This is a genomic window from Micromonospora sp. ABR4_055 (assembly GCF_056160425.1).
In genome coordinates, this window is sequence record NZ_JBSWXD010000076.1 from 1 (window position 1) to 18,873 (window position 18,873).

The window sequence follows — 18,873 nt, forward strand, 5'->3', positions numbered from 1 at the left end:
TTGGGGGGCCCCCGCGTAGAGGAGAAAGCCGCGGGGGCTATTGCTTAAGCGGCAATTTGTGCGCCCTTCGGGGCTCTGATGTTTTCCTGACAGCCCTTTGGCCCCAACTCCGCTACCGCTGCTGCGCTTGCCGCGCCGACGGTGCTGCTGAACGTGCTTCACACCGGTCAGCTCAGCGATCACCAACCACCGGCACCCGAGTGACGTGAACCAGTTGGGTCGGGACCGACGCAGCTCAGCTGGGTTGGGCCCGGCTGGTGGCAATGGTCACCCCACACGGACCAGCCGACCTCGCGAGGTCGGCTGGTCCGTGTGGGAGCGGGTTCGTCAGGAGCCGATCGACTGCAGGCGCTTGGCGATCGCGGACTTGCGGTTCGCCGCCTGGTTCTTGTGGATCACGCCCTTGCTGACGGCCTTGTCGAGCTTGCGGCTGGCTTCCCGCATCAGCGCGGCAGCCTGCTCGGTGTCGCCGTTCGCGTTGGCCTCGTTGAACTTACGGACGGCGGTTTTCAGCGCCGACTTGACCGACTTGTTCCGCAGCCGACGCTTCTCGTTCTGCCGGTTGCGCTTGATCTGGGACTTGATGTTCGCCACGCGACAGCCTCGCCCTGCTCATCCGAAATCGAAACGACCAAAATGACAATCCGTTTGCGGCGTACGCGTCCGCCCGAGTCATCCCGGTGACCGGGTCCGACGCAGTGGCGGTCCGGACAGGTGCCGGAGTCCGACGGATGGTCGGGCCCGACAACCGGGATGCATGCTGGCGACGCGTGTCGCCACGCGCGAAGGGCAAGGTTACCAGCTCATCGGTGCGCCGGCCAAAACGGGCCGGACCAACCACGCCGGGCGGCCAGCCAGGCCAACGCCGTCTCGCCACTGAACCGCTGGTGGGCGCGGACATGCGGCGAGGCGCCGGTGGGCCCGGCGGACGCCCGGGTCAGCCAGTAGCCGGAGAGCGCCGCCAGCGCAGCGTCCAGCCCGCCGGGCGGCGCGTCGACAGCGGTCGGGTGCCGGGCGAACAGCGCGTCTGCGTCGAGGCCGCTGGCGTACGCGGTGACCAGCAGGCTCGTCGTGTCGAACCAGGCGGGACCGTGACACACCCAGGTCCAGTCGCAGATCCACGCCATCCCGGTCCGGTCGATCAGCAGGTTGTCGAGACGCAGGTCGCCGTGGATGACCGCGTCGTCGGACACCAGGCGGGGCAGGTCCGCCTCCAGCGACGCCAGCTCTGGCAGGTGCCGCCGGAGCAGCCCGTCGCCGTCGGTGTCGGTATCGAACACCGGCATGGCTTCCCGGCCGGCGGCGATCTCCTGCCACCAGGCCAGGTCGGCGCTGGCCAGGTCGGCCAGCCCGGGCAGACCGATGTTGACCAGCCCGGCCGGCGGCCGGCGCAGGGCGCGGGCCGCGCCCGCCCAGCTGGCCAGGGCTGCGTCCAGCTCGGCCGGAGCCCAGGGCAGCGCCGGCATCCGGCCGTCGACAGCGTCGAGACAGAGTACGAAGTAGCCGGCGGTGGTGAGTGTCCACCGCGGTCTGGCCGCCGCCACCTGGGCCGGGAGTTCGGCCGTCAGCGCCGCTTCGCGGGCGTACCAGTCGCTGAGGTGTCGCTGCTCGACCAGCGACGCCGCCTTGACGAACACCCGCTCACCGGCGGAGGTGGTCAGTGTCGCGGCGAAGCCCCGGGTGAAGCCGCCGCCGGCGCTGGTCGCCCAGGTCACCGGGCTGCCGAGCCGACCACAGATCGCCGCGCGTAGGTCGGGTGGGAGGTCCGCCCAGGCGGGTCGGACCGATGTCGCGTCGTACCGGATAGCGGGCAACCGCACTGTAGCCACCCCTCCATCCTGCCGCGCCGCCGCCACGAACCCCGGCAGCGGCACCCGGCCGGCACGCGGGTGCCACCCGGGTGGCCCGGTGGGTGGCCCGGTGGTGGGCATGGCCACCCCGACGATCGGGCCGTGGGAACATAGGTGGCGGCCGGCGACGCCGGCTGAGACGACGGACTCCAGCCCAGCAGAACGGACCACCGTGCCTCCGACGCCCGACTCCGGCGTGAACGCCCCCGGTGCCACCGAACCCGGCAGCATCCGGAACTTCTGCATCATCGCGCACATCGACCACGGCAAGTCGACCCTCGCCGACCGGATGCTCCAGCTCACCGAGGTGGTCGACCCGCGCCAGATGCGGGCCCAGTACCTGGACCGGATGGACATCGAGCGGGAACGCGGCATCACGATCAAGAGCCAGGCGGTACGGATGCCCTGGACGATCCGCGCCGGTGAACGTCAGGGCGAGTCGGCTGTGCTCAACATGATCGATACCCCGGGGCACGTCGACTTCACCTACGAGGTGTCCCGCTCGCTCGCCGCGTGCGAGGGCGCGGTCCTGCTGGTCGACGCGGCGCAGGGGATTGAAGCCCAGACGCTGGCCAATCTCTACCTGGCGCTGGAGAACGACCTGCACGTCATCCCGGTGCTCAACAAGATCGACCTGCCTGCGGCGCAGCCGGAGAAGTATGCCGAGGAACTGGCGCATCTGATCGGCGGTGATCCGGCCGACTGCATCCGGGTCTCCGGCAAGACCGGGGAAGGCGTTCCGTACCTGCTCGACGAGATCGTCCGCCAGTTCACCCCGCCGGTTGGTGACGCGGCGGCACCGGCGCGGGCCATGATCTTCGACTCGGTGTACGACGTCTACCGGGGGGTGGTGACCTACGTCCGGGTGATCGACGGGCGGATCGAGGCCCGCGACCGGATCAAGATGATGTCCACCGGCGCGACCCACGAGTTGCTGGAGATCGGGGTGATCTCGCCCGAGATGATCAAGGCGAACGGGCTCGGTGTCGGCGAGGTCGGTTACCTGATCACCGGGGTGAAGGATGTACGGCAGTCCCGGGTGGGGGACACCGTGACCATCAACGGTCGGCCGGCGACCGAGCCGCTCGGCGGCTACAAGGACCCGCGGCCGATGGTGTACTCCGGGCTGTATCCGATCGACGGTTCCGACTACCCGGCGCTGCGCGAGGCGCTGGACAAACTGAAGCTCAACGACGCGGCGTTGACGTACGAGCCGGAGACCTCCGGCGCGCTCGGCTTCGGATTCCGCTGCGGCTTCCTCGGGCTGCTGCACCTGGAGATCATCCGGGAGCGGCTGGAGCGGGAGTTCAACCTCGACCTGATCTCGACCGCCCCGAACGTGGTCTACCGGGTGGTGATGGAGGACGGCGAGACGGCCACCGTCACCAACCCGAGCGAGTACCCGACCGGCAAGATCGCCGAAGTGCACGAGCCGGTGGTCCGGGCCACCGTACTGACCCCGAACGACTACGTCGGCGCGGTGATGGAGCTGTGCCAGGGCCGGCGCGGCTCGTTGCAGGGCATGGACTACCTCTCCGCCGACCGGGTGGAGCTGCGTTACACGCTGCCGCTCGCCGAGATCATCTTCGACTTCTTCGACCAGCTGAAGAGCCGGACCAAGGGCTACGCCTCGCTGGACTACGAGCCTTCCGGCGAGCAGCCGTCCGACCTGGTCAAGGTGGACATCCTGCTGCACGGCGAGCCGGTGGACGCGTTCAGCGCGATCGTGCACAAGGACAAGGCGTACAGCTACGGCACGACGATCGCCGCCAAGCTGCGCAACCTCATCCCCCGCCAGCAGTTCGAGGTGCCGATCCAGGCGGCGATCGGTAGCCGGGTGATCGCCCGGGAAACGATCCGGGCGATCCGGAAGGACGTGCTGGCCAAGTGCTACGGCGGCGACATCAGCCGTAAGCGCAAGCTGCTGGAGAAGCAGAAAGAGGGCAAGAAGCGGATGAAGATGGTCGGCCGGGTGGAGGTGCCGCAGGAGGCGTTCATCGCGGCCCTGTCCACCTCGGATGGCGGTGGCTCGGACGGGAAGTCCGGCGGCAAGCGGTGATCCCCCGTGGGTACGGCCCGAGCGCGGCGTACTGCCCGCGGTGCGGTGCCGGGCTTCCCGGCCCGCCGCCGGTTCGCTGCGGTGGCTGCGACTACCAGCTGTTCCAGAGTTCCCGGCCGACGGTCAACGTGGTGGTGACCGACCCCGCCCGTACCCGGTTTCTGGCCATCCGACGGGCCAAACCGCCCCGGGCTGGTCAGTGGGAGACCCCGGGCGGGTTCTGCGACGGGGCGGAGCACCCCCGGTCGGCGGCGCTGCGCGAGTGCCGGGAGGAGTTGGGCGTCGAGGTCGAGCTCGGTGCGTTGGTCGGCCTCTATCTGGGTGAGTACGAGTTCCAGGACGAGACGTTGAGCGTGCTGGAGTGCTTCTTCCTGGCCACCCTGGTCGGCGACCGGATCCGGCTTGATCCGGCAGAGGCCACCGAGTGTGGTTGGTTCGCCCTCGCCGAGCCGCCGTCGCTGGCCTTCACGACCATGGACGCGGCGGTACGGGACGTGGCGGCATCCTTCGGACGCTGACGCGGTTGCTCGTCCGGCGGAGATGAATCGGTTTGGTTGTCGCGATGGCCGGGAACTAAGCGGTCACCAAGGACAACGCGACATCTCCGACAAGGAGGAGAAAAGATGAGCGTCATGGGCATCATCACCGCACTCATCGTCGGCCTCATTATCGGTGCGCTCGGCCGTCTGGTCGTGCCGGGCAAGCAGAACATCCCGATTTGGTTGACTATGCTGATCGGCGTCGGTGCCGCCCTGCTGGGCACTGTCATCGCCCGTGCCGGCGGCTTCGCCAGCACCGCCGGCTTCGACTGGCGGGAGTTCTTCGTGCAGGTGATTCTGGCCGCGGTCGGTGTGGCACTGGTCGTCGGGGTCGGTGGCCGCCGCAGCATGAGCCGGTACTGACTGGCCGGGTCGACTGGCCGAGCGCTCGGGCCGACGGACTGACCGCGCGATCGACAGCTGACGGCACCTGGTCCGTCGTCGGCGCCCATCCCCGGCACAGGCGGGGCGGATGCCGACGACGGACCCGGTGACCGCTGGTCAGCGCAGCCAGGGGATGCTGCGGTCGAGCAGCTCACGCTCCTTGAGTTCCTTACGGAGCGGGATTTCGTCGTCGATGTAGCCGTCCCAGTTGATGCCCCAGTAGTTCGCCGTGTGGGTGCCTTCGCCGAGCAGCTGTCGCTGCACCGGGGTCCGGTTCGCCCACCACTGGCCGTCCTTGTCGACATGCAACTCGTCCAACGGGCGGATCCAGCGGTACGTGTACCCGATGAACAGCATCTTGCGGGTGATCGTGGACAGGTTGGTCGACCGGGAGTGCCATTGCCGGCGGTCGAAGATGAACGCGTCGCCCGGGTTGGCGGTGATCTCGACCGTACCCTCGGGATCCGGGTTGTGCACGGTGAGGTCGGCCGGGCGGGGCAGGGAGTTGCGCAGGTGGCTGCCGGGGATCACCTTGGTGGCGCCGCGGCCGGTCTCCGACAGGTCGGACAGGACGTAGGCCACCTTCAGCGAGAACATCGGCCGGGGCAGGTTCGGGTCCATCGTCTCCGGGTCGGAGTTCTGCCGGTAGCCGTCCTGGTGCCACCCCCAGTACGGCTTCTCCGGCTCCAGCGCCGGTGGGGTGACGTCGAGATGGTTGTGGTGGGTGTAGATGTTCCAACCGGCCAGCCCCCACATGTAGGGGAACGCGATCGGATGGGTGAGCAGGTCGCCGAAGAGTTCGTCGCGGTCCAGGAAGCCCAGCAGGTGCAGGGTGCCGTCGGCGGTGGTCTTACCGGCGGCCTTCTCCTCGGCGTACACCCGGTCGACCGCGGCCTCGAGTGCCGCTCGGTGGTCCTCGGTCAGCACATTGCGCAGCAGGAGGAAGCCCTGCTCGTGGAACTCCTTGCGGTCGATGTCGCTGATCGCTTCGTAACCGGTCCGCCCGCCGTAATCGAACACAGCTTTCCCGTCCTGTCGGTGGTGCGCCCATTTGGGCCTGGCGGATGCCGATCCTAGCCCGCCTCTCGGCCGGCCCGCCCGGGCCCGATTGTCAGCAATTCGCGGGCCGTGTGGTCGGCCACAGTTGATCGCACGTGAGGTGTCGGGGCACGCACTTTCGGTACAGGAGCATCGTGCGAGATGTCCGGATTGTATAATTTGCCGCATGTTGCGCTAACTGTCAGTTAAGATGTGCAACCAGGGGGCAGTTGTCGACGTCAGGCGAAGACCTCCGCCATCACCCGCCCGGTCTCGATCTCACTGCCGGAAATCGACGACCAACTGCCGCCTTCCGCAGTCCATTCCTGATCGCCGAACGTGACCCTTTTGACGCCGTGATCAGTGGCATGGGAAACCAGCCAGTGCGCATATCGCCACCCGGCCTGTGTGTTCTCTGCCGGAACGCTCAGTGACGGCGTGGTCGGTCCCGGCAGCAGCGACTCCAGCCCGCCCCAGTCCAGCCGCAGACCGTCCGTGAGCGCCGCCGTCGCCTCGGCACCCCGCATCACCGGATCCTGGGTCACCGTGCAGGCGACCGCGCCGGTGGCCTCGCCGAGCAGCGCGGCTGTGAGCACCTGCGACTCGTCGGTCCACTTCTCGTACGCCTCGGGGAAGGCCGACCGCTGGACCGCCTGGGCGGCGTCGGTGACCCGCATGTCCTGCCAGCCCCGGATCCGTTCCAGGCCGGCGTAGAACGCGTTCGTCGCGTACCTGGTGTCGCGAATCTGTTCGACCGTGCCCCACCCCTGGCTGGGTCGCTGCTGGAACAATCCGACCGAGTCCCGGTCACCGCCGGTCAGGTTGCGCAGCTTGGACTCCTGGAACCCGGTCGCCAGCGCCACCACCACGGCACGCGGCGGCAGCCCGCGCTGCACTCCGATCGCCGCGATGGTGGCGGCGTTCGCCATCTGCTCCGGATCGAGCGTCACCCGGCGCAACTGGCCGTCGCCGGCCCCGGGCATGGAATCGGGCAGCTCGACGGTGCAACCCCGATAACCACCGGGCAACGCGAAATCGCCGATCCACCGGCCCAGGCCGACCCCGCCCAACAGGGCGATTGCCGCCAGCACGGCGACCAGCACCAGCACCGTCCGAGCCCGCACCGTCACCCCCACGCGTATTGCTGGGACCTTTGGTACACCAGGGACGGTTGTGTCGTCCAGCGGGAGAGGGCCCCGCGCGCTTGCCGTACCCGACCCTTACGCCGTACGCCTCGGCCCCGTACGCCGGACTTACCCCGTTTCGGGGCGAGTATCCGTGCTCACCGTCCCGGCAGCCAGCTCGGGTCGCGTTTGTCGCGGAACGCCCGTACGCCCTCGCGGCCCTCGTCGGAGAGGAAGTATCCGGTGGAGAGCTCGCGCAGCTCGGCCGTCTCGGCCCGGATGTCCGTCGGCGGAGTGCGCCGGAGCAGCTGCTTGGTGCCGGCCAGGGCGCCCGGAGCGCCCCGGACGAGCGCGGCGCAGCTCGCCGTCACCGCGGCGTCCAGCTCCCCGGCCGGTACGGCGGCGCTGACCAGACCGATCTGCGCCGCCCGGGCACCGTCGAACGGTTCACCGGTGAGGTACAGCTGCGCCGCCGCCCGTGGCTGCAGCCGGCGCAGCACGGTGGCGGAGATCACCGCCGGGACCACTCCGAGCCGTACCTCGGTGAAGGCGAAGGTGGCCGCCGCGTCGCAGATCGCGATGTCGGCCGCGGCGATCAGCCCCAGCCCGCCGGCCCTGGCCGGGCCGCCGACCCGGGCCACCACCGGTTTGGGACATTCCCACATCGCCGCCAGTACGTCGCCGAGCATCCCGACCGGCACCTGCCGGGTCGCGTACGCCTCAGCGGTCTCCTTCAGGTCGGCACCGGAGCAGAAGACCGGCCCGGTGTGGCTCAGCACCACCACCCGGACCTGCGGGTCGGCGACCGCTGCGGACAACGCGGCGAGCAGGTCGGTCATCAGCGGGGTGGACAGCGCGTTGCGGTTGCCCGGGCTGTCCAGGGTCAGGGTGGTGATCCCGGCGGCGGTGGCCGTGCGGATCAGTGGCTGCGCGGACCTGGTGGGTCGGGGCTCATCCATGCCGGCACACTAGTCCCATGCCAGGAGCACCACCCGCCGGTACGCCGGTGCCCGGCGACGGGGCGCTACCGCCATCCGCGCTCGCCCGTAGCGGCCGGCGCGGCTTCGGGGTCTATCTGCATGTGCCGTTCTGCGCCACCCGCTGCGGCTACTGCGACTTCAACACGTACACGCCTGCCGAACTCGGCGGCAGCGCACCGGTCGGGGAGTACCTGGACGCCGTGCTGGCCGAGCTGGAGCTGGCCGCGAAGGTCCTGGCTGACCGGCCGCCTCGGCAGGTGGACACGGTCTTCGTCGGCGGCGGCACGCCGAGTCTGCTGCCCGCCGACGCACTGGCCCGGCTGCTCGACGCGATCGACGCCACCTGGGGGCTGGCCGCCGACGCGGAGGTCACCACCGAGGCCAACCCCGAGTCGGTGACGCCGGCGTCGCTGCGGGCGCTGCGCGCCGCCGGCTACACCAGGGTGTCGCTCGGCATGCAGTCGACCGCGGCGGCGGTGCTCGCCGTGCTGGACCGCCGGCACGCGCCGGGCCGCGCGGTCACCGCCGCCCGAGAGGCCCGGGAGGCCGGGTTCGAGCACGTCAATCTCGACCTGATCTACGGTACGCCGGGGGAGAGCGCGGCGGACTTCGACGAGTCGCTGGCGGCGGTGGTGGCGGCCGGGGTGGACCACGTCAGCGCGTACGCGCTGATCGTCGAGGACGGCACCCGGTTGGCGGCCCGGATGCGGCGCGGCGAACTGCCGTACCCCGACGACGACGTCGCCGCCGACCGCTACCTCGCCGCCGAGTCGGCCCTGAGCGGCGCCGGATTCGACTGGTACGAGGTGTCGAACTGGGCACGGTCGGACGCCGGCCGGTGCCGGCACAACCTGTTGTACTGGACCGGCGGCGACTGGTGGGGGCTCGGGCCGGGGGCGCACAGCCACGTCGGCGGGGTCCGCTGGTGGAACGTGCGGCATCCCCGGTCGTACGCCGAGCGGCTGGCCGCCGGACGGTCGCCCGGCCACGGCCGGGAACTACTCACCGACACCGAGCAGCAGTTCGAAGAGGTGATGCTGGGGCTGCGTCTGGCCAGCGGGCTGCCGCTGGCGCGCCTGGCCCCGGCCGGCCGGGTCGCGGCCCGGCGGGCCGGCGACGACGGACTACTCGACCCCGAAGCGCTCACTGCCGGGCAGGCGGTACTGACCCTGCGTGGCCGGCTGCTGGCCGACGCGATCGTCCGTGACCTGCTGCCGTGAAACCGCTGCTGGGCGACCTTCCGTGGGTGGCCCGTTGTCACCACCGGTGACGCCCCCGGAGCCGGTACGGATCCGGGGGCGAGCGGCGTCACTTGATGAAGTTGGCGGACATCGGGTACTTGTACAGCGTTCCCTCGTTGGCCTTCACGCCCGCGATGATCCCGAAGATGATCTGGATCGCGAACACCACCAGGCTGGGGATGAAGAACAGGCACCAGCTGACGAAGAGCAGCACGAAGGCGATCGCCGACCAGAGGATCTGGAAGTTGAGCGCGGCCAGCGCATGCGCCCGTACGGCCGGTGACTGCTGACCCTTGACCAGGTAGGCGATCAGCGGGCCGACGAAACCGAGCGGTCCGAAGCTGATGAACGCGCCCAGGGCGCCACCGAAGTGGGCGATCAGCGCCCAGGTCTTGTCGTCGTTGGTGGCGTAGCCGGACGGGGGTTGACCTCCGTACGCCGGACCGCCGGGCGGGAAACCGCCGGGCGGGGGGTATCCGCCGGGGGGCGGGCTCGCGCCGCCGGGCGGCGGGGGGTATCCGGGAGAGGAGGCCTCGCCCGGCATCGAGTAGGACGCTGGAGGTGGCGGCGGGGAGTTGGGGTCCTGCGGCATGCCGCCGGGACCGTACTCCCCTGGTGGGCGAGGTGGTTCAGTCATGCCCGACACGGTAGGGGGAGGGATCAAGCCGCGCCAGTTAGCCCCGCCGACGAATTTCCCGTCCGGGTAGGCCGTCTCCGCTGGTCGGTCGGCTTGCGCTGGGTTGGCCGGCCGGCCTTACGATGCCCGCCGGCCGACCGATCCGAGCCCGAGCGAACCGCCCGATCCGACAGGGTGAGTGCGTTTGGTGACATATCGCCCGGTACGCCCCCGCCCGGCGAACTGATCATCGCCGGCCCGGCCCGATCGACGTATGCTGGCACTCACAACCGGCGAGTGCCAGCAACGGCGTCCGTCGTCGGTCCGGCCACCCAGCGGCCGCCGTGACGGCCGGGACCGTAGCCTCGGACCGGTCCGACCGGTGTCAGCGGAGGAGGTGCAGATGGGTCTCGACGACCGCAAACTCGACGTGCTCCGGGCGATCGTCGAGGACTACGTCGCCACCCAGGAGCCGGTCGGCAGCAAGGCGCTGGTCGAGCGGCACCAGCTCGGGGTGTCACCGGCGACCGTCCGTAACGACATGGCGGTGCTGGAGGAGGAGGGCTACATCCGGCAGCCGCACACCAGCGCCGGGCGGGTCCCGACCGACCGTGGCTACCGGTTGTTCGTCGACCGGCTGTCCCGGGTGAAACCGCTCAGCCCGGCCGAGCGCAGGGCGATCGAACGTTTCCTCGCCGGCGCCGTCGACCTCGACGACGTCGTGCACCGCACCGTCCGGCTGCTCGCCCAGCTCACCCGCCAGGTCGCGGTGGTGCAGTACCCGAGCCTGGCCCGGTCGTCGGTCCGGCACCTGGAACTGGTGCCGATCTCGACCACTCGGCTGATGCTGGTCCTGATCGTCGACACCGGCCGGGTCGAGCAGCGACTGGTGGAGCTGCCGGCCCCGATCAGTGCCGACGACGTGACCGACCTGCGTCGGCTGGCCAACGAGAAGCTCGACGGTTGTCGGCTCTCCGACACCCCGCCGTTGGTCCAGGCGTTGGTCGACGAGGTGCCAGCGGACCTGCGACCGGCGATGACCACGCTTTCGACGGTCCTGCTGGAGACGCTGGTCGAGCGGCACGAGGAACGCCTCGCCCTGGCCGGGACCGCTAACCTGGCCAGAGGGGGACTACTCGACTTCCAGGGCTCCCTGCGCCCGATACTGGAGGCACTGGAGGAGGAGGTCGTCCTGCTCAAACTGATCGGCGAGGTGGAGCCGAGCACCCTGCGGGTCCGCATCGGCGACGAGAACGAAATCGACAATCTGCGGGCCGCATCCGTGGTCAGCACCGGTTACGGTCCGGGCACTGTCATGGTCGGTGGCCTCGGCGTGCTGGGGCCCACCCGGATGGACTACCCCGGCACCATCGCCACGGTTCGCGCCGTGGCACGCTACGTCGGCGATCTGCTGGCGCAGAACTGACCGGCGGGCAGGATCAATACGACCCGGCGAACTGCACATGCGAGACTGACACATGAGGACACCAGACGCAGTGGCCAAGGACTACTACGGGATTCTCGGCGTGAGCCGGGACGCCTCCGCTGACGACATCAAGCGGGCCTACCGCAAGTTGGCCCGGCAGTACCATCCGGACGTCAATCCGGATCCGGTGGCGGCTGACAAGTTCAAGGACATCAACGCCGCGTACGAGGTGCTCTCCGACGACCAGAAGCGGCAGATCGTCGATCTCGGTGGCGACCCGTTGGCACCCGGCGGCGCGCCCGGCGGCGGCCCCGGCGGGGCCGGGCCCTTCGTCGGCTTCCAGGACATCATGGACGCCTTCTTCGGGGCGGCGGCCGGCTCCCGTGGGCCCCGGTCGCGGACCCGCCCCGGCGCCGACGCGATCCTGCGCCTCGAGCTCGATCTGACCGACACCGCGTTCGGCGTCGAGGCGCCGATCACCGTCGACACTGCGGTGATCTGCACCACATGCTCCGGCGCGGGCACCGCGGCCGGCACCCACCTGGCGACCTGCGAGGCGTGCGGCGGGCGCGGCGAGGTGCAGTCCGTGCAACGGACCTTCCTCGGCCAGGTGGTCTCGTCCCGGCCCTGCGTCGCCTGCCAGGGCTACGGCACCGTCATTCCGCACCCCTGCACCACCTGTTCCGGCGACGGCCGGGTGCGGACCCGACGTTCGCTGACCGTCAAGATCCCCGCCGGGGTGGAGGACGGGATGCGGATCCGGCTGGCCCAGCAGGGCGAGGTCGGGCCGGGCGGGGGCACCGCCGGTGACCTGTACGTCGAGATCCACGAGCGGCCGCACGACGTCTACTCCCGCAAGGGTGACGACCTGCACTGCCGGGTCACCGTGCCGATGACCGCCGCGGCGCTCGGCACCCGGCTGACCATCCGGACCCTGGACAGCGACGAGCCGGTGGACGTCAAGCCGGGCACCCAGCCGGGTGCCACCCTGCGGCTGCGTGGGCGCGGCGTGCCGCATCTGCGCGGCACCGGCCGCGGCGACCTCTACGTGCACCTCGACGTGCGTACCCCGACCAAGCTCGACGCGGAGCAGGAGCGGACGCTGCGGGAGTTCGCCAAGGCCCGGGGCGAGGAGGTCGCCGAGCTGACCAAGCAGGGCGGGTTCTTCTCCCGGATGCGCGACGCGTTCAACGGCCACGGCTGACCCGACGCCGGCCGCCGAGCAGCAGCGGAGAACCGATCCGACGTGAGCGCCCCACTGTTTCTCGTCGAGCGCCTGCCGACCGGGCCGGGTCACACCCTCGACGGGCCGGAGGGCCACCACGCCGCCACGGTGGTCCGGCTGCGCCCGGGTGAGCGGTTGCGGCTCGCCGACGGGCGCGGCGGTGTCGCCGACGCGGTGGTCGAGGCCGTCGGCCGGCACCAGCTCGACCTGCGGATCACCGACACCGGGCAGGTCAGCGCCGCCGACCCCCGGCTGGTGGTGGCGCAGGGCATTGCCAAGGGCGACCGGGGCGAGCTGGCGGTGCAGGCGATGACCGAGGTCGGGGTTGACGAGATCGTCCCGTGGGCGGCCGCCCGCTCGGTGACCCGCTGGCGCGACGACCGTGGTGCCCGCGCCCGGCAACGATGGGTCGGCACCGCGCGGGAGGCCACCAAACAGGCCCGCCGGCCGTGGCTGCCGACGATCGGCGGGTCCGACCAGCAGCCGGCCGAGCCCACCGACGCGGTCGCCGCCCGGTGCGCGGCGTCGGCCGCCAGCTTCGTCCTGCACGAGTCGGCGCAGCAGCGGCTGGCCGTCGCCGACCTGCCGACCACCGGGTCGGTGCTGCTGGTGGTGGGGCCGGAAGGCGGGATCGACGACGCCGAGCTGGCCACCTTCGTCGACGCCGGGGCCCGGCCGGTGCGGCTCGGCCCGGCGGTGCTGCGGACGTCGACCGCCGGTGTCGCGGCACTCGCCCTGCTCTCCGGTCGGCTGGACCGCTGGTAGCGCGGTGGTTGAGGCGCTGGTGGCGCGGCGGTGGACCGGCCGGACCCCGGTCACCGCTACCATCCGTCGGGTGAGCGACAGCTGTGTCTTTTGCCGGATCGCCGCCGGGGAACTGCCGACCACCCTGCTGTACGACGGGGTCAACACGGTCGCGTTCCGGGACCTCCACCCGCAGGCACCCACCCACGTACTGGTGATACCGAAGCAGCACCACCCCGACGTCGCCGCGCTTGCCACGGCCGACCCCGCCGTCGCGGGCGAGCTGCTGGCCACGGCGGCCGCAGTGGCGCAGGCCGAAGGGCTCGCTGCGGACGGCTTCCGGTTGATCTTCAACACCGGCCGGTACGCCGGTCAGGAGGTGTTCCACGTGCACGCCCATGTGCTCGGCGGAGCACCGCTCGGTCCGCTGCTGTCCCGGTGACAACCGGCGGAAATGGAGCCGCTGCGCCGGGCGTTGAGCGGATACGATGGCAGCAAGTCCGCCCGCCACGGCCGACCGGGTCGGGGCGCTGAAATGGAAGCAGGTGCGAAAGGCCGTCAGGCCGACCCATGACCGGCACTCCACCTCCCGGGCAGGCCCGGGTGCAGACCAGGATCACCGTCCCGGACCAGCAGATCATGGTCAACCTGCTCGGCGCAGGCGACGAGATCCTGCGGCTGGTCGAGCAGTCCCTCGCCAGCGACGTCCACGTACGCGGCAACGAGATCACCATCACCGGTGTGCCGTCGGACAACGCGGTCGCCGAGCGGCTGTTCAGCGAGCTGCTCGAGCTCATCGCCAAGGGCGAGACGCTGACCACCGACGCGGTCCGGCGTACCGTCGGCATGCTGGCGCAGGGCGGCAGTGAGCGCCCCGCCGACGTGCTCACCCTCAACATCCTCTCCCGGCGCGGGCGGACCATCCGGCCCAAGACCCTGGGCCAGAAGCGGTACGTGGACGCGATCGACGCGCACACCATCGTCTTCGGCATCGGCCCCGCCGGCACCGGCAAGACCTACCTCGCGATGGCCAAGGCGGTGCAGGCACTGCAGGCCAAGCAGGTCAACCGGATCATCCTGACCCGGCCGGCGGTCGAGGCCGGTGAGCGGCTCGGCTTCCTGCCCGGCACGCTCTACGAGAAGATCGACCCCTACCTGCGTCCGCTCTACGACGCGCTGCACGACATGCTCGACCCCGACTCCATCCCGAAGCTGATGGCGGCCGGCACCATCGAGGTCGCGCCGCTGGCCTACATGCGGGGTCGCACCCTCAACGACGCCTTCATCATCCTCGACGAGGCGCAGAACACCACCGCCGAGCAGATGAAGATGTTCCTGACCCGGCTCGGCTTCGGTTCCCGGATCGTGGTCACCGGCGACATCACCCAGGTCGACCTGCCCGGTGGCACCTCCAGCGGGCTGCGTACCGTGCGGGACATCCTCACCGGCCTGGACGATGTGCACTTCGCGCAGCTGTCCAGCACCGACGTGGTGCGCCACCGGCTGGTCAGCGACATCGTCGACGCGTACGCCCGGTGGGACGCCGACCGCGAGGCACAGCAGAATCAGGGCGTCCACGCGGTCCAGGGCCGGACCGCCCACGGTGGCCGGGCGAACCGGCGCCGATAGAGCTTCGGGAGAGACACGTGTCCATCGAGATCGCCAACGAGTCCGGAATCGACGTCGACACCGACGCGGTGCTCGCCGTCGCCCGTCACGCGCTGGACGAGATGGGCGTCAACCCGCTCGCGGAGCTGTCGGTGCTGCTGGTCGACCAGGACTACATGGCCGAGCTCAACCACCGCTGGATGGGCAGCGACGGGCCGACCGACGTGCTCGCCTTCCCGATGGACGAGGGCAGCGTCGACCACGGTCCGGGCGAGTCGAGCCCGGACGAGCCGGGCCTGCTCGGCGATATCGTGCTCTGCCCGGAGGTGGCCGCCAAGCAGGCGGCCACCGCCGGGCACGCCGCCGCCGACGAGCTGCACCTGCTCACCGTGCACGGGGTGCTGCACCTGCTCGGCTACGACCACGCCGAGCCGGACGAGGAACGTGAGATGTTCGAGTTGCAGGCTCGCCTGCTCTACAGCTGGAAGGAAGCCCGGGCCACGTGAACTCTGGCCATACCACCGGCACCCCGCTGGCCGCCGCTGCGACAGCCACCGGGCTGCCGGACCTGCAACTGTTGGTCATCGCCGCCGGTCTGGTGGTGCTGGCCGGAATCATCGCGATGACCGAGGCGGCGCTGGTCGTCGTCTCGCCGGCCCGGGCCGCCGAGCTGGCCCGCGACGGCAGCCGTTCCGCCCGGGCCCTGCAGATCGTCGCCGCGGACGCGGTCCGGCACGTCAATCTGCTACTGCTGCTCCGGCTGCTCTGCGAGCTGACCGCCACCACCCTGGTCGCGCTGGTCGCCGTCGACACCTTCGGCGCCGGCTGGACGGCGGCACTGGTCACCGCCGGGGCGATGACCGTGGTCAGCTTCGTGGTGGTCGGCGTCGGTCCGCGTACGATCGGTCGCCAGCACGCCTTCGTCGTGGCGCGGGCGACCGCGCCGCTGGTCCGCGGCCTGGGCCGCGCCCTGAACCCGCTGGCCTCGCTGCTGATCCTGATCGGCAACGCGGTGACCCCGGGCAAGGGCTTCCGGGAAGGCCCCTTCGCCACCCAGATCGAGCTGCGGGAGCTCGTCGACCTCGCCGAGCAGCGCGGTGTCGTCGAGCACGGCGAGCGCCAGATGATCCACTCGGTGTTCGCGCTCGGCGACACCATCGCCCGCGAGGTGATGGTGCCGCGGACCGAGATGGTGTGGATCGAACGGCACAAGACGCTGCGCCAGGCACTGGCGCTGTTTCTGCGGTCCGGCTTCTCCCGGATCCCGGTGATCGGCGGCAACGTCGACGACGTGGTGGGCATCATCTACCTCAAGGACGTGGTCCGTCGGGCCCACGCGGTCGGGCCGGGCAGCGACGAGGTCCCGGTGGTCGAGCTGATGCGCCCGGCGACGTTCGTGCCGGAGTCCAAGCCGGTGGACGACCTGCTCTCCGAGATGCAGGCCGCCCGTACCCACCTGGTGATCGTGGTCGACGAGTACGGCGGCACCGGGGGACTGGTCACCATCGAGGACATCCTGGAGGAGATCGTCGGGGAAATCACCGACGAGTACGATGTCGAGCGGCCGCCGGTCGAACGACTCGACGACGACCGGGTCCGGGTGACCGCCCGGCTGCCGGTCGAGGACCTCGGCGAGCTGTTCGACGTGGAGATCTCCGACGACGAGGTCGAGACGGTCGGCGGGTTGATGGCCCACCTGCTCGGCCGGGTGCCGATCCCCGGTGCGGAGGTCACCGTCGCCGGCCTCCGGCTGGTCGCCGAGGGCACCACCGGCCGGCGCAACCGGGTGGACACCGTCCTGGTACGTCGGACCGTCGACCAGCCGGCCGAGCCGTCGGCCGAGCACACCGCCGACGGCAAGGACCACCGTCATGCCAGAGCAGAGGAAAGGCAGCACGCAGATGCCTGAGTCGCCGTCGGCCACGCCGACCGGGTCGGAGCCGGAGCCGCAGCTCAGCGCCGAGGACAGCAAGCTGGTCGTGCTGGCCCGCAGCGCCCGGGCCCGGATCGGGGCGGCTGAGGGCGCCGCCGTACGGGACCAGGACGGGCGTACCTACGCCGGCGCTAACGTCGCACTGCCGTCGCTGACGCTGACCGCGTTGCAGCTGGCGGTCGCGTCGGCCGTCGCGTCCGGAGCCACCCGGCTGGAGGCCGCCGCCGTGGTCACCGAAGCCTCCACCTTGGATGGTGCCGGGCACGCGGTGGTGCGGGACCTGGCCACCGACGCCCCGGTCCACGTCGCTGCCCCGGACGGCACACTGCTCGGCACGGTACGCCAGTGAGCTCGCGCGGATCGTCTCCGCTGGAAACCTTCCGGGCCGGCTTCGCCTGTTTCGTCGGCCGCCCGAACGCCGGCAAGTCGACCCTGACCAACGCGATCGTCGGGCAGAAGATCGCGATCACCTCCAGCAAGCCGCAGACCACCCGGCACGTGATCCGGGGCGTCCTGCACCAGCCGCAGTCGCAGCTGGTCCTGGTCGACACCCCCGGGCTGCACCGGCCGCGGACGCTACTCGGCGAACGCCTCAACGACCTGGTCCGTCAGACCTGGAGCGAGGTCGACGTGATCGGGCTGTGCATCCCGGCCGACGAGCCGGTCGGCCGGGGCGACCGGTTCATCACCGGGGAGATCGCCGAACTCAAGGCGACGGTGGTGGCGGTGGTCACCAAGACCGACCTGGTCGACCGGCGCCGACTCGCCGAGCAGCTGCTCGCGGTCAGCGAGCTGGGTGACTTCGCCGACGTGGTGCCGGTCAGCGCCGCCACCGGCCACCAGGTGCAGACCCTGGTCGACGTGATGACCGGCCACCTGCCCGAATCTCCCCGGCTCTACCCGGACGACATGCTCACCGACGAGCCGGAGCAGGTGCTGATCGGCGAGCTGATCCGGGAGGCCGCGCTGGAGGGCGTACGGGACGAGCTGCCACACTCGATCGCGGTGATCGTCGAGGAGATGCTCCCGGAGGATTCGCTGATCCGGATATACGCTGACATCTACGTCGAGCGGCCGAGTCAGAAGGCGATCGTCATCGGCGCCGGCGGCAGCCGGCTGCGCGACGTCGGCACCCGATCCCGCAAGGAGATCGAGGAGCTGCTCGGCAGCCGGGTCTACCTCGACCTGCACGTCCGGGTCGCCAAGGACTGGCAGCGTGACCCCCGGCAGCTGCGCAAACTGGGCTTCTGACCTGGTGTCTTCGGGACGTTCTCCTGATCAGTGCCGGTCGCCATCGATGATGATGCTCCCGCTGCCGGTCCGTGCGTCGATCAGATGCTCGCCGTCCGGATCGTCCGGCACCCGTACGTCGGCCGATCCGGATCCGGTCTCGGTACGGATCCGGTAGCTACCCGCGGGCACGGTGACGTGCACCGACCCACTCGACGTCTCGGCGCGCACCGGACCCGGGTTGTCAAGGGTGAGTGCCACCTTCCCGGAGCCGGTGGTCGCGACCACGCCATCGCCGCTGAGACTGCGGCCGTCGATGGAGCCGGAACCGGTGTGCAGCTCCGCCGGACCGGACAGCCGGTACGCGGTGATGCCGCCGGAACCGGTCCGCGCGTCCACCCGACCAGTAGCCCGGTCGATGGTGATGCTCCCCGATCCGACCCGCACCGACACGTCCGACACGTCGAACAACATCAGCTGGCCGGAGCCGTTCTCACCCTCGACCGAGACTCCCGGGGGCGCGACGATGTCGTACGACACGTCGCACCGCCAGCCGCACGACGTGTCCAGCTCGAGCACCGTCCCGTCGATCCGGTAGGTCCGACCCGGCTCGGACCGCTGGTAGCGGACGACCCGCTGGATCTCGGCCGTGTCACCGGGCCGGGTCCGCACCAGCACGTCGCCGTCGCCGGACTCCACGATCCGTACCGCGGTGATCGGGACCGTCTCGGTGTCGTCGAAGTCCTCCTGGTGCCAGGCAAGCGGTGCGCACGCGGCCGAGGCGACGGCCAGCAGCGCGAGGGTCGACGCGGCGGCGAGTGCGGTGGTCGTGGTACGGGCGCGAGTCATGCCGGTGACGCTACGAGCGCCACCGGC

The 18,873-nt window shown here is 70.7% G+C and carries 20 protein-coding genes; 13 read left to right on the forward strand and 7 right to left on the reverse strand.

Features of this window, described 5'->3' with window-relative positions:
- Positions 1-327: 327 nt before the first annotated feature.
- Together rpsT and ACXAHD_RS18210 are read right to left on the reverse strand one after the other, a co-directional pair.
- The gene (rpsT, locus tag ACXAHD_RS18205) at positions 328-594 is read right to left on the reverse strand and encodes a 30S ribosomal protein S20 (protein WP_278170679.1); all 267 of its coding nucleotides are present in this window, start codon (positions 592-594) and stop codon (positions 328-330) included.
- Between the two features lie 209 nt (positions 595-803).
- On the reverse strand, positions 804-2,021 hold the full coding sequence (locus ACXAHD_RS18210) for a phosphotransferase (protein WP_475051917.1): 1,218 nt from the start codon (positions 2,019-2,021) through the stop codon (positions 804-806).
- A 1-nt stretch (position 2,022) separates the two neighbouring features.
- Between ACXAHD_RS18210 and lepA the strand changes: the two genes are divergently transcribed.
- The 3 genes from lepA (at position 2,023) to ACXAHD_RS18225 (ending at position 4,811) form a co-directional block, all read left to right on the forward strand.
- Positions 2,023-3,909 (forward strand): translation elongation factor 4, encoded by a 1,887-nt coding sequence (gene lepA / locus ACXAHD_RS18215; RefSeq protein WP_281551012.1) that lies wholly within the window; start codon positions 2,023-2,025, stop codon positions 3,907-3,909.
- On the forward strand, positions 3,906-4,427 hold the full coding sequence (locus tag ACXAHD_RS18220) for an NUDIX hydrolase (protein WP_281551011.1): 522 nt from the start codon (positions 3,906-3,908) through the stop codon (positions 4,425-4,427). The genes lepA and ACXAHD_RS18220 overlap by 4 nt, the downstream gene beginning before the upstream one ends.
- A 105-nt stretch (positions 4,428-4,532) precedes the next feature.
- The gene (locus ACXAHD_RS18225; RefSeq protein WP_281551010.1) at positions 4,533-4,811 is read left to right on the forward strand and encodes a GlsB/YeaQ/YmgE family stress response membrane protein; all 279 of its coding nucleotides are present in this window, start codon (positions 4,533-4,535) and stop codon (positions 4,809-4,811) included.
- A 138-nt stretch (positions 4,812-4,949) separates the two neighbouring features.
- On the opposite strand, the gene ACXAHD_RS18230 is transcribed toward ACXAHD_RS18225, so the two are convergent.
- From ACXAHD_RS18230 to ACXAHD_RS18240, 3 genes are all read right to left on the reverse strand, one after another.
- Positions 4,950-5,852 carry a phytanoyl-CoA dioxygenase family protein gene (locus ACXAHD_RS18230; protein ID WP_281551009.1) on the reverse strand — a complete coding sequence of 301 codons (903 nt, stop codon included), beginning with the start codon at positions 5,850-5,852 and terminating at the stop codon, positions 4,950-4,952.
- A gap of 257 nt (positions 5,853-6,109) precedes the next feature.
- Positions 6,110-7,000: a hypothetical protein gene (locus ACXAHD_RS18235; RefSeq protein ID WP_475051923.1), complete on the reverse strand. Its 891-nt coding sequence runs from the start codon at positions 6,998-7,000 to the stop codon at positions 6,110-6,112.
- A gap of 152 nt (positions 7,001-7,152) precedes the next feature.
- A complete protein-coding gene (locus tag ACXAHD_RS18240; RefSeq protein WP_281551008.1) occupies positions 7,153-7,953 on the reverse strand; it encodes an enoyl-CoA hydratase-related protein in 801 nt (266 codons plus the stop codon).
- A gap of 17 nt (positions 7,954-7,970) precedes the next feature.
- On the opposite strand from ACXAHD_RS18240, the gene hemW reads away from it, so the two are divergent.
- Positions 7,971-9,194 carry a radical SAM family heme chaperone HemW gene (hemW, locus tag ACXAHD_RS18245; protein WP_475051925.1) on the forward strand — a complete coding sequence of 408 codons (1,224 nt, stop codon included), beginning with the start codon at positions 7,971-7,973 and terminating at the stop codon, positions 9,192-9,194.
- A gap of 88 nt (positions 9,195-9,282) precedes the next feature.
- Here the strand turns inward: hemW and ACXAHD_RS18250 are convergent, their stop codons facing one another.
- On the reverse strand, positions 9,283-9,852 hold the full coding sequence (locus tag ACXAHD_RS18250) for a DUF4870 domain-containing protein (RefSeq protein ID WP_281551006.1): 570 nt from the start codon (positions 9,850-9,852) through the stop codon (positions 9,283-9,285).
- Positions 9,853-10,234: 382 nt separating this feature from the next.
- Between ACXAHD_RS18250 and hrcA the strand changes: the two genes are divergently transcribed.
- From hrcA to era, 9 genes are all read left to right on the forward strand, one after another.
- Positions 10,235-11,257 (forward strand): heat-inducible transcriptional repressor HrcA, encoded by a 1,023-nt coding sequence (gene hrcA / locus ACXAHD_RS18255; RefSeq protein WP_289213380.1) that lies wholly within the window; start codon positions 10,235-10,237, stop codon positions 11,255-11,257.
- Between the two features lie 70 nt (positions 11,258-11,327).
- A complete protein-coding gene (gene dnaJ / locus ACXAHD_RS18260) occupies positions 11,328-12,461 on the forward strand; it encodes a molecular chaperone DnaJ (protein WP_281555662.1) in 1,134 nt (377 codons plus the stop codon).
- Between the two features lie 42 nt (positions 12,462-12,503).
- Positions 12,504-13,247, forward strand: a complete 744-nt coding sequence (locus ACXAHD_RS18265; protein WP_281551004.1) for a 16S rRNA (uracil(1498)-N(3))-methyltransferase — start codon at positions 12,504-12,506, stop codon at positions 13,245-13,247.
- 70 nt (positions 13,248-13,317) lie between these two features.
- On the forward strand, positions 13,318-13,668 hold the full coding sequence (locus tag ACXAHD_RS18270) for a histidine triad nucleotide-binding protein (protein WP_281551003.1): 351 nt from the start codon (positions 13,318-13,320) through the stop codon (positions 13,666-13,668).
- Between the two features lie 128 nt (positions 13,669-13,796).
- The gene (locus ACXAHD_RS18275; RefSeq protein WP_281551002.1) at positions 13,797-14,855 is read left to right on the forward strand and encodes a PhoH family protein; all 1,059 of its coding nucleotides are present in this window, start codon (positions 13,797-13,799) and stop codon (positions 14,853-14,855) included.
- A 17-nt stretch (positions 14,856-14,872) separates the two neighbouring features.
- Positions 14,873-15,340, forward strand: a complete 468-nt coding sequence (ybeY, locus tag ACXAHD_RS18280) for an rRNA maturation RNase YbeY (protein WP_278170664.1) — start codon at positions 14,873-14,875, stop codon at positions 15,338-15,340.
- Complete coding sequence (locus tag ACXAHD_RS18285) at positions 15,337-16,743, forward strand: hemolysin family protein (protein ID WP_289213379.1); 1,407 nt, start codon at positions 15,337-15,339, stop codon at positions 16,741-16,743. The genes ybeY and ACXAHD_RS18285 overlap by 4 nt, the downstream gene beginning before the upstream one ends.
- Positions 16,736-17,116 carry a cytidine deaminase gene (locus ACXAHD_RS18290; protein ID WP_289213378.1) on the forward strand — a complete coding sequence of 127 codons (381 nt, stop codon included), beginning with the start codon at positions 16,736-16,738 and terminating at the stop codon, positions 17,114-17,116. The genes ACXAHD_RS18285 and ACXAHD_RS18290 overlap by 8 nt, the downstream gene beginning before the upstream one ends.
- Positions 17,113-18,018, forward strand: a complete 906-nt coding sequence (era, locus tag ACXAHD_RS18295) for a GTPase Era (RefSeq protein ID WP_475051930.1) — start codon at positions 17,113-17,115, stop codon at positions 18,016-18,018. Before ACXAHD_RS18290 ends, era begins: the two co-directional genes overlap by 4 nt.
- A gap of 27 nt (positions 18,019-18,045) precedes the next feature.
- On the opposite strand, the gene ACXAHD_RS18300 is transcribed toward era, so the two are convergent.
- Entirely contained in the window at positions 18,046-18,846 is an 801-nt protein-coding gene (locus tag ACXAHD_RS18300) for a DUF4097 family beta strand repeat-containing protein (protein WP_475051933.1), read from the reverse strand.
- Between the last annotated feature and the right edge of the window lie 27 nt (positions 18,847-18,873).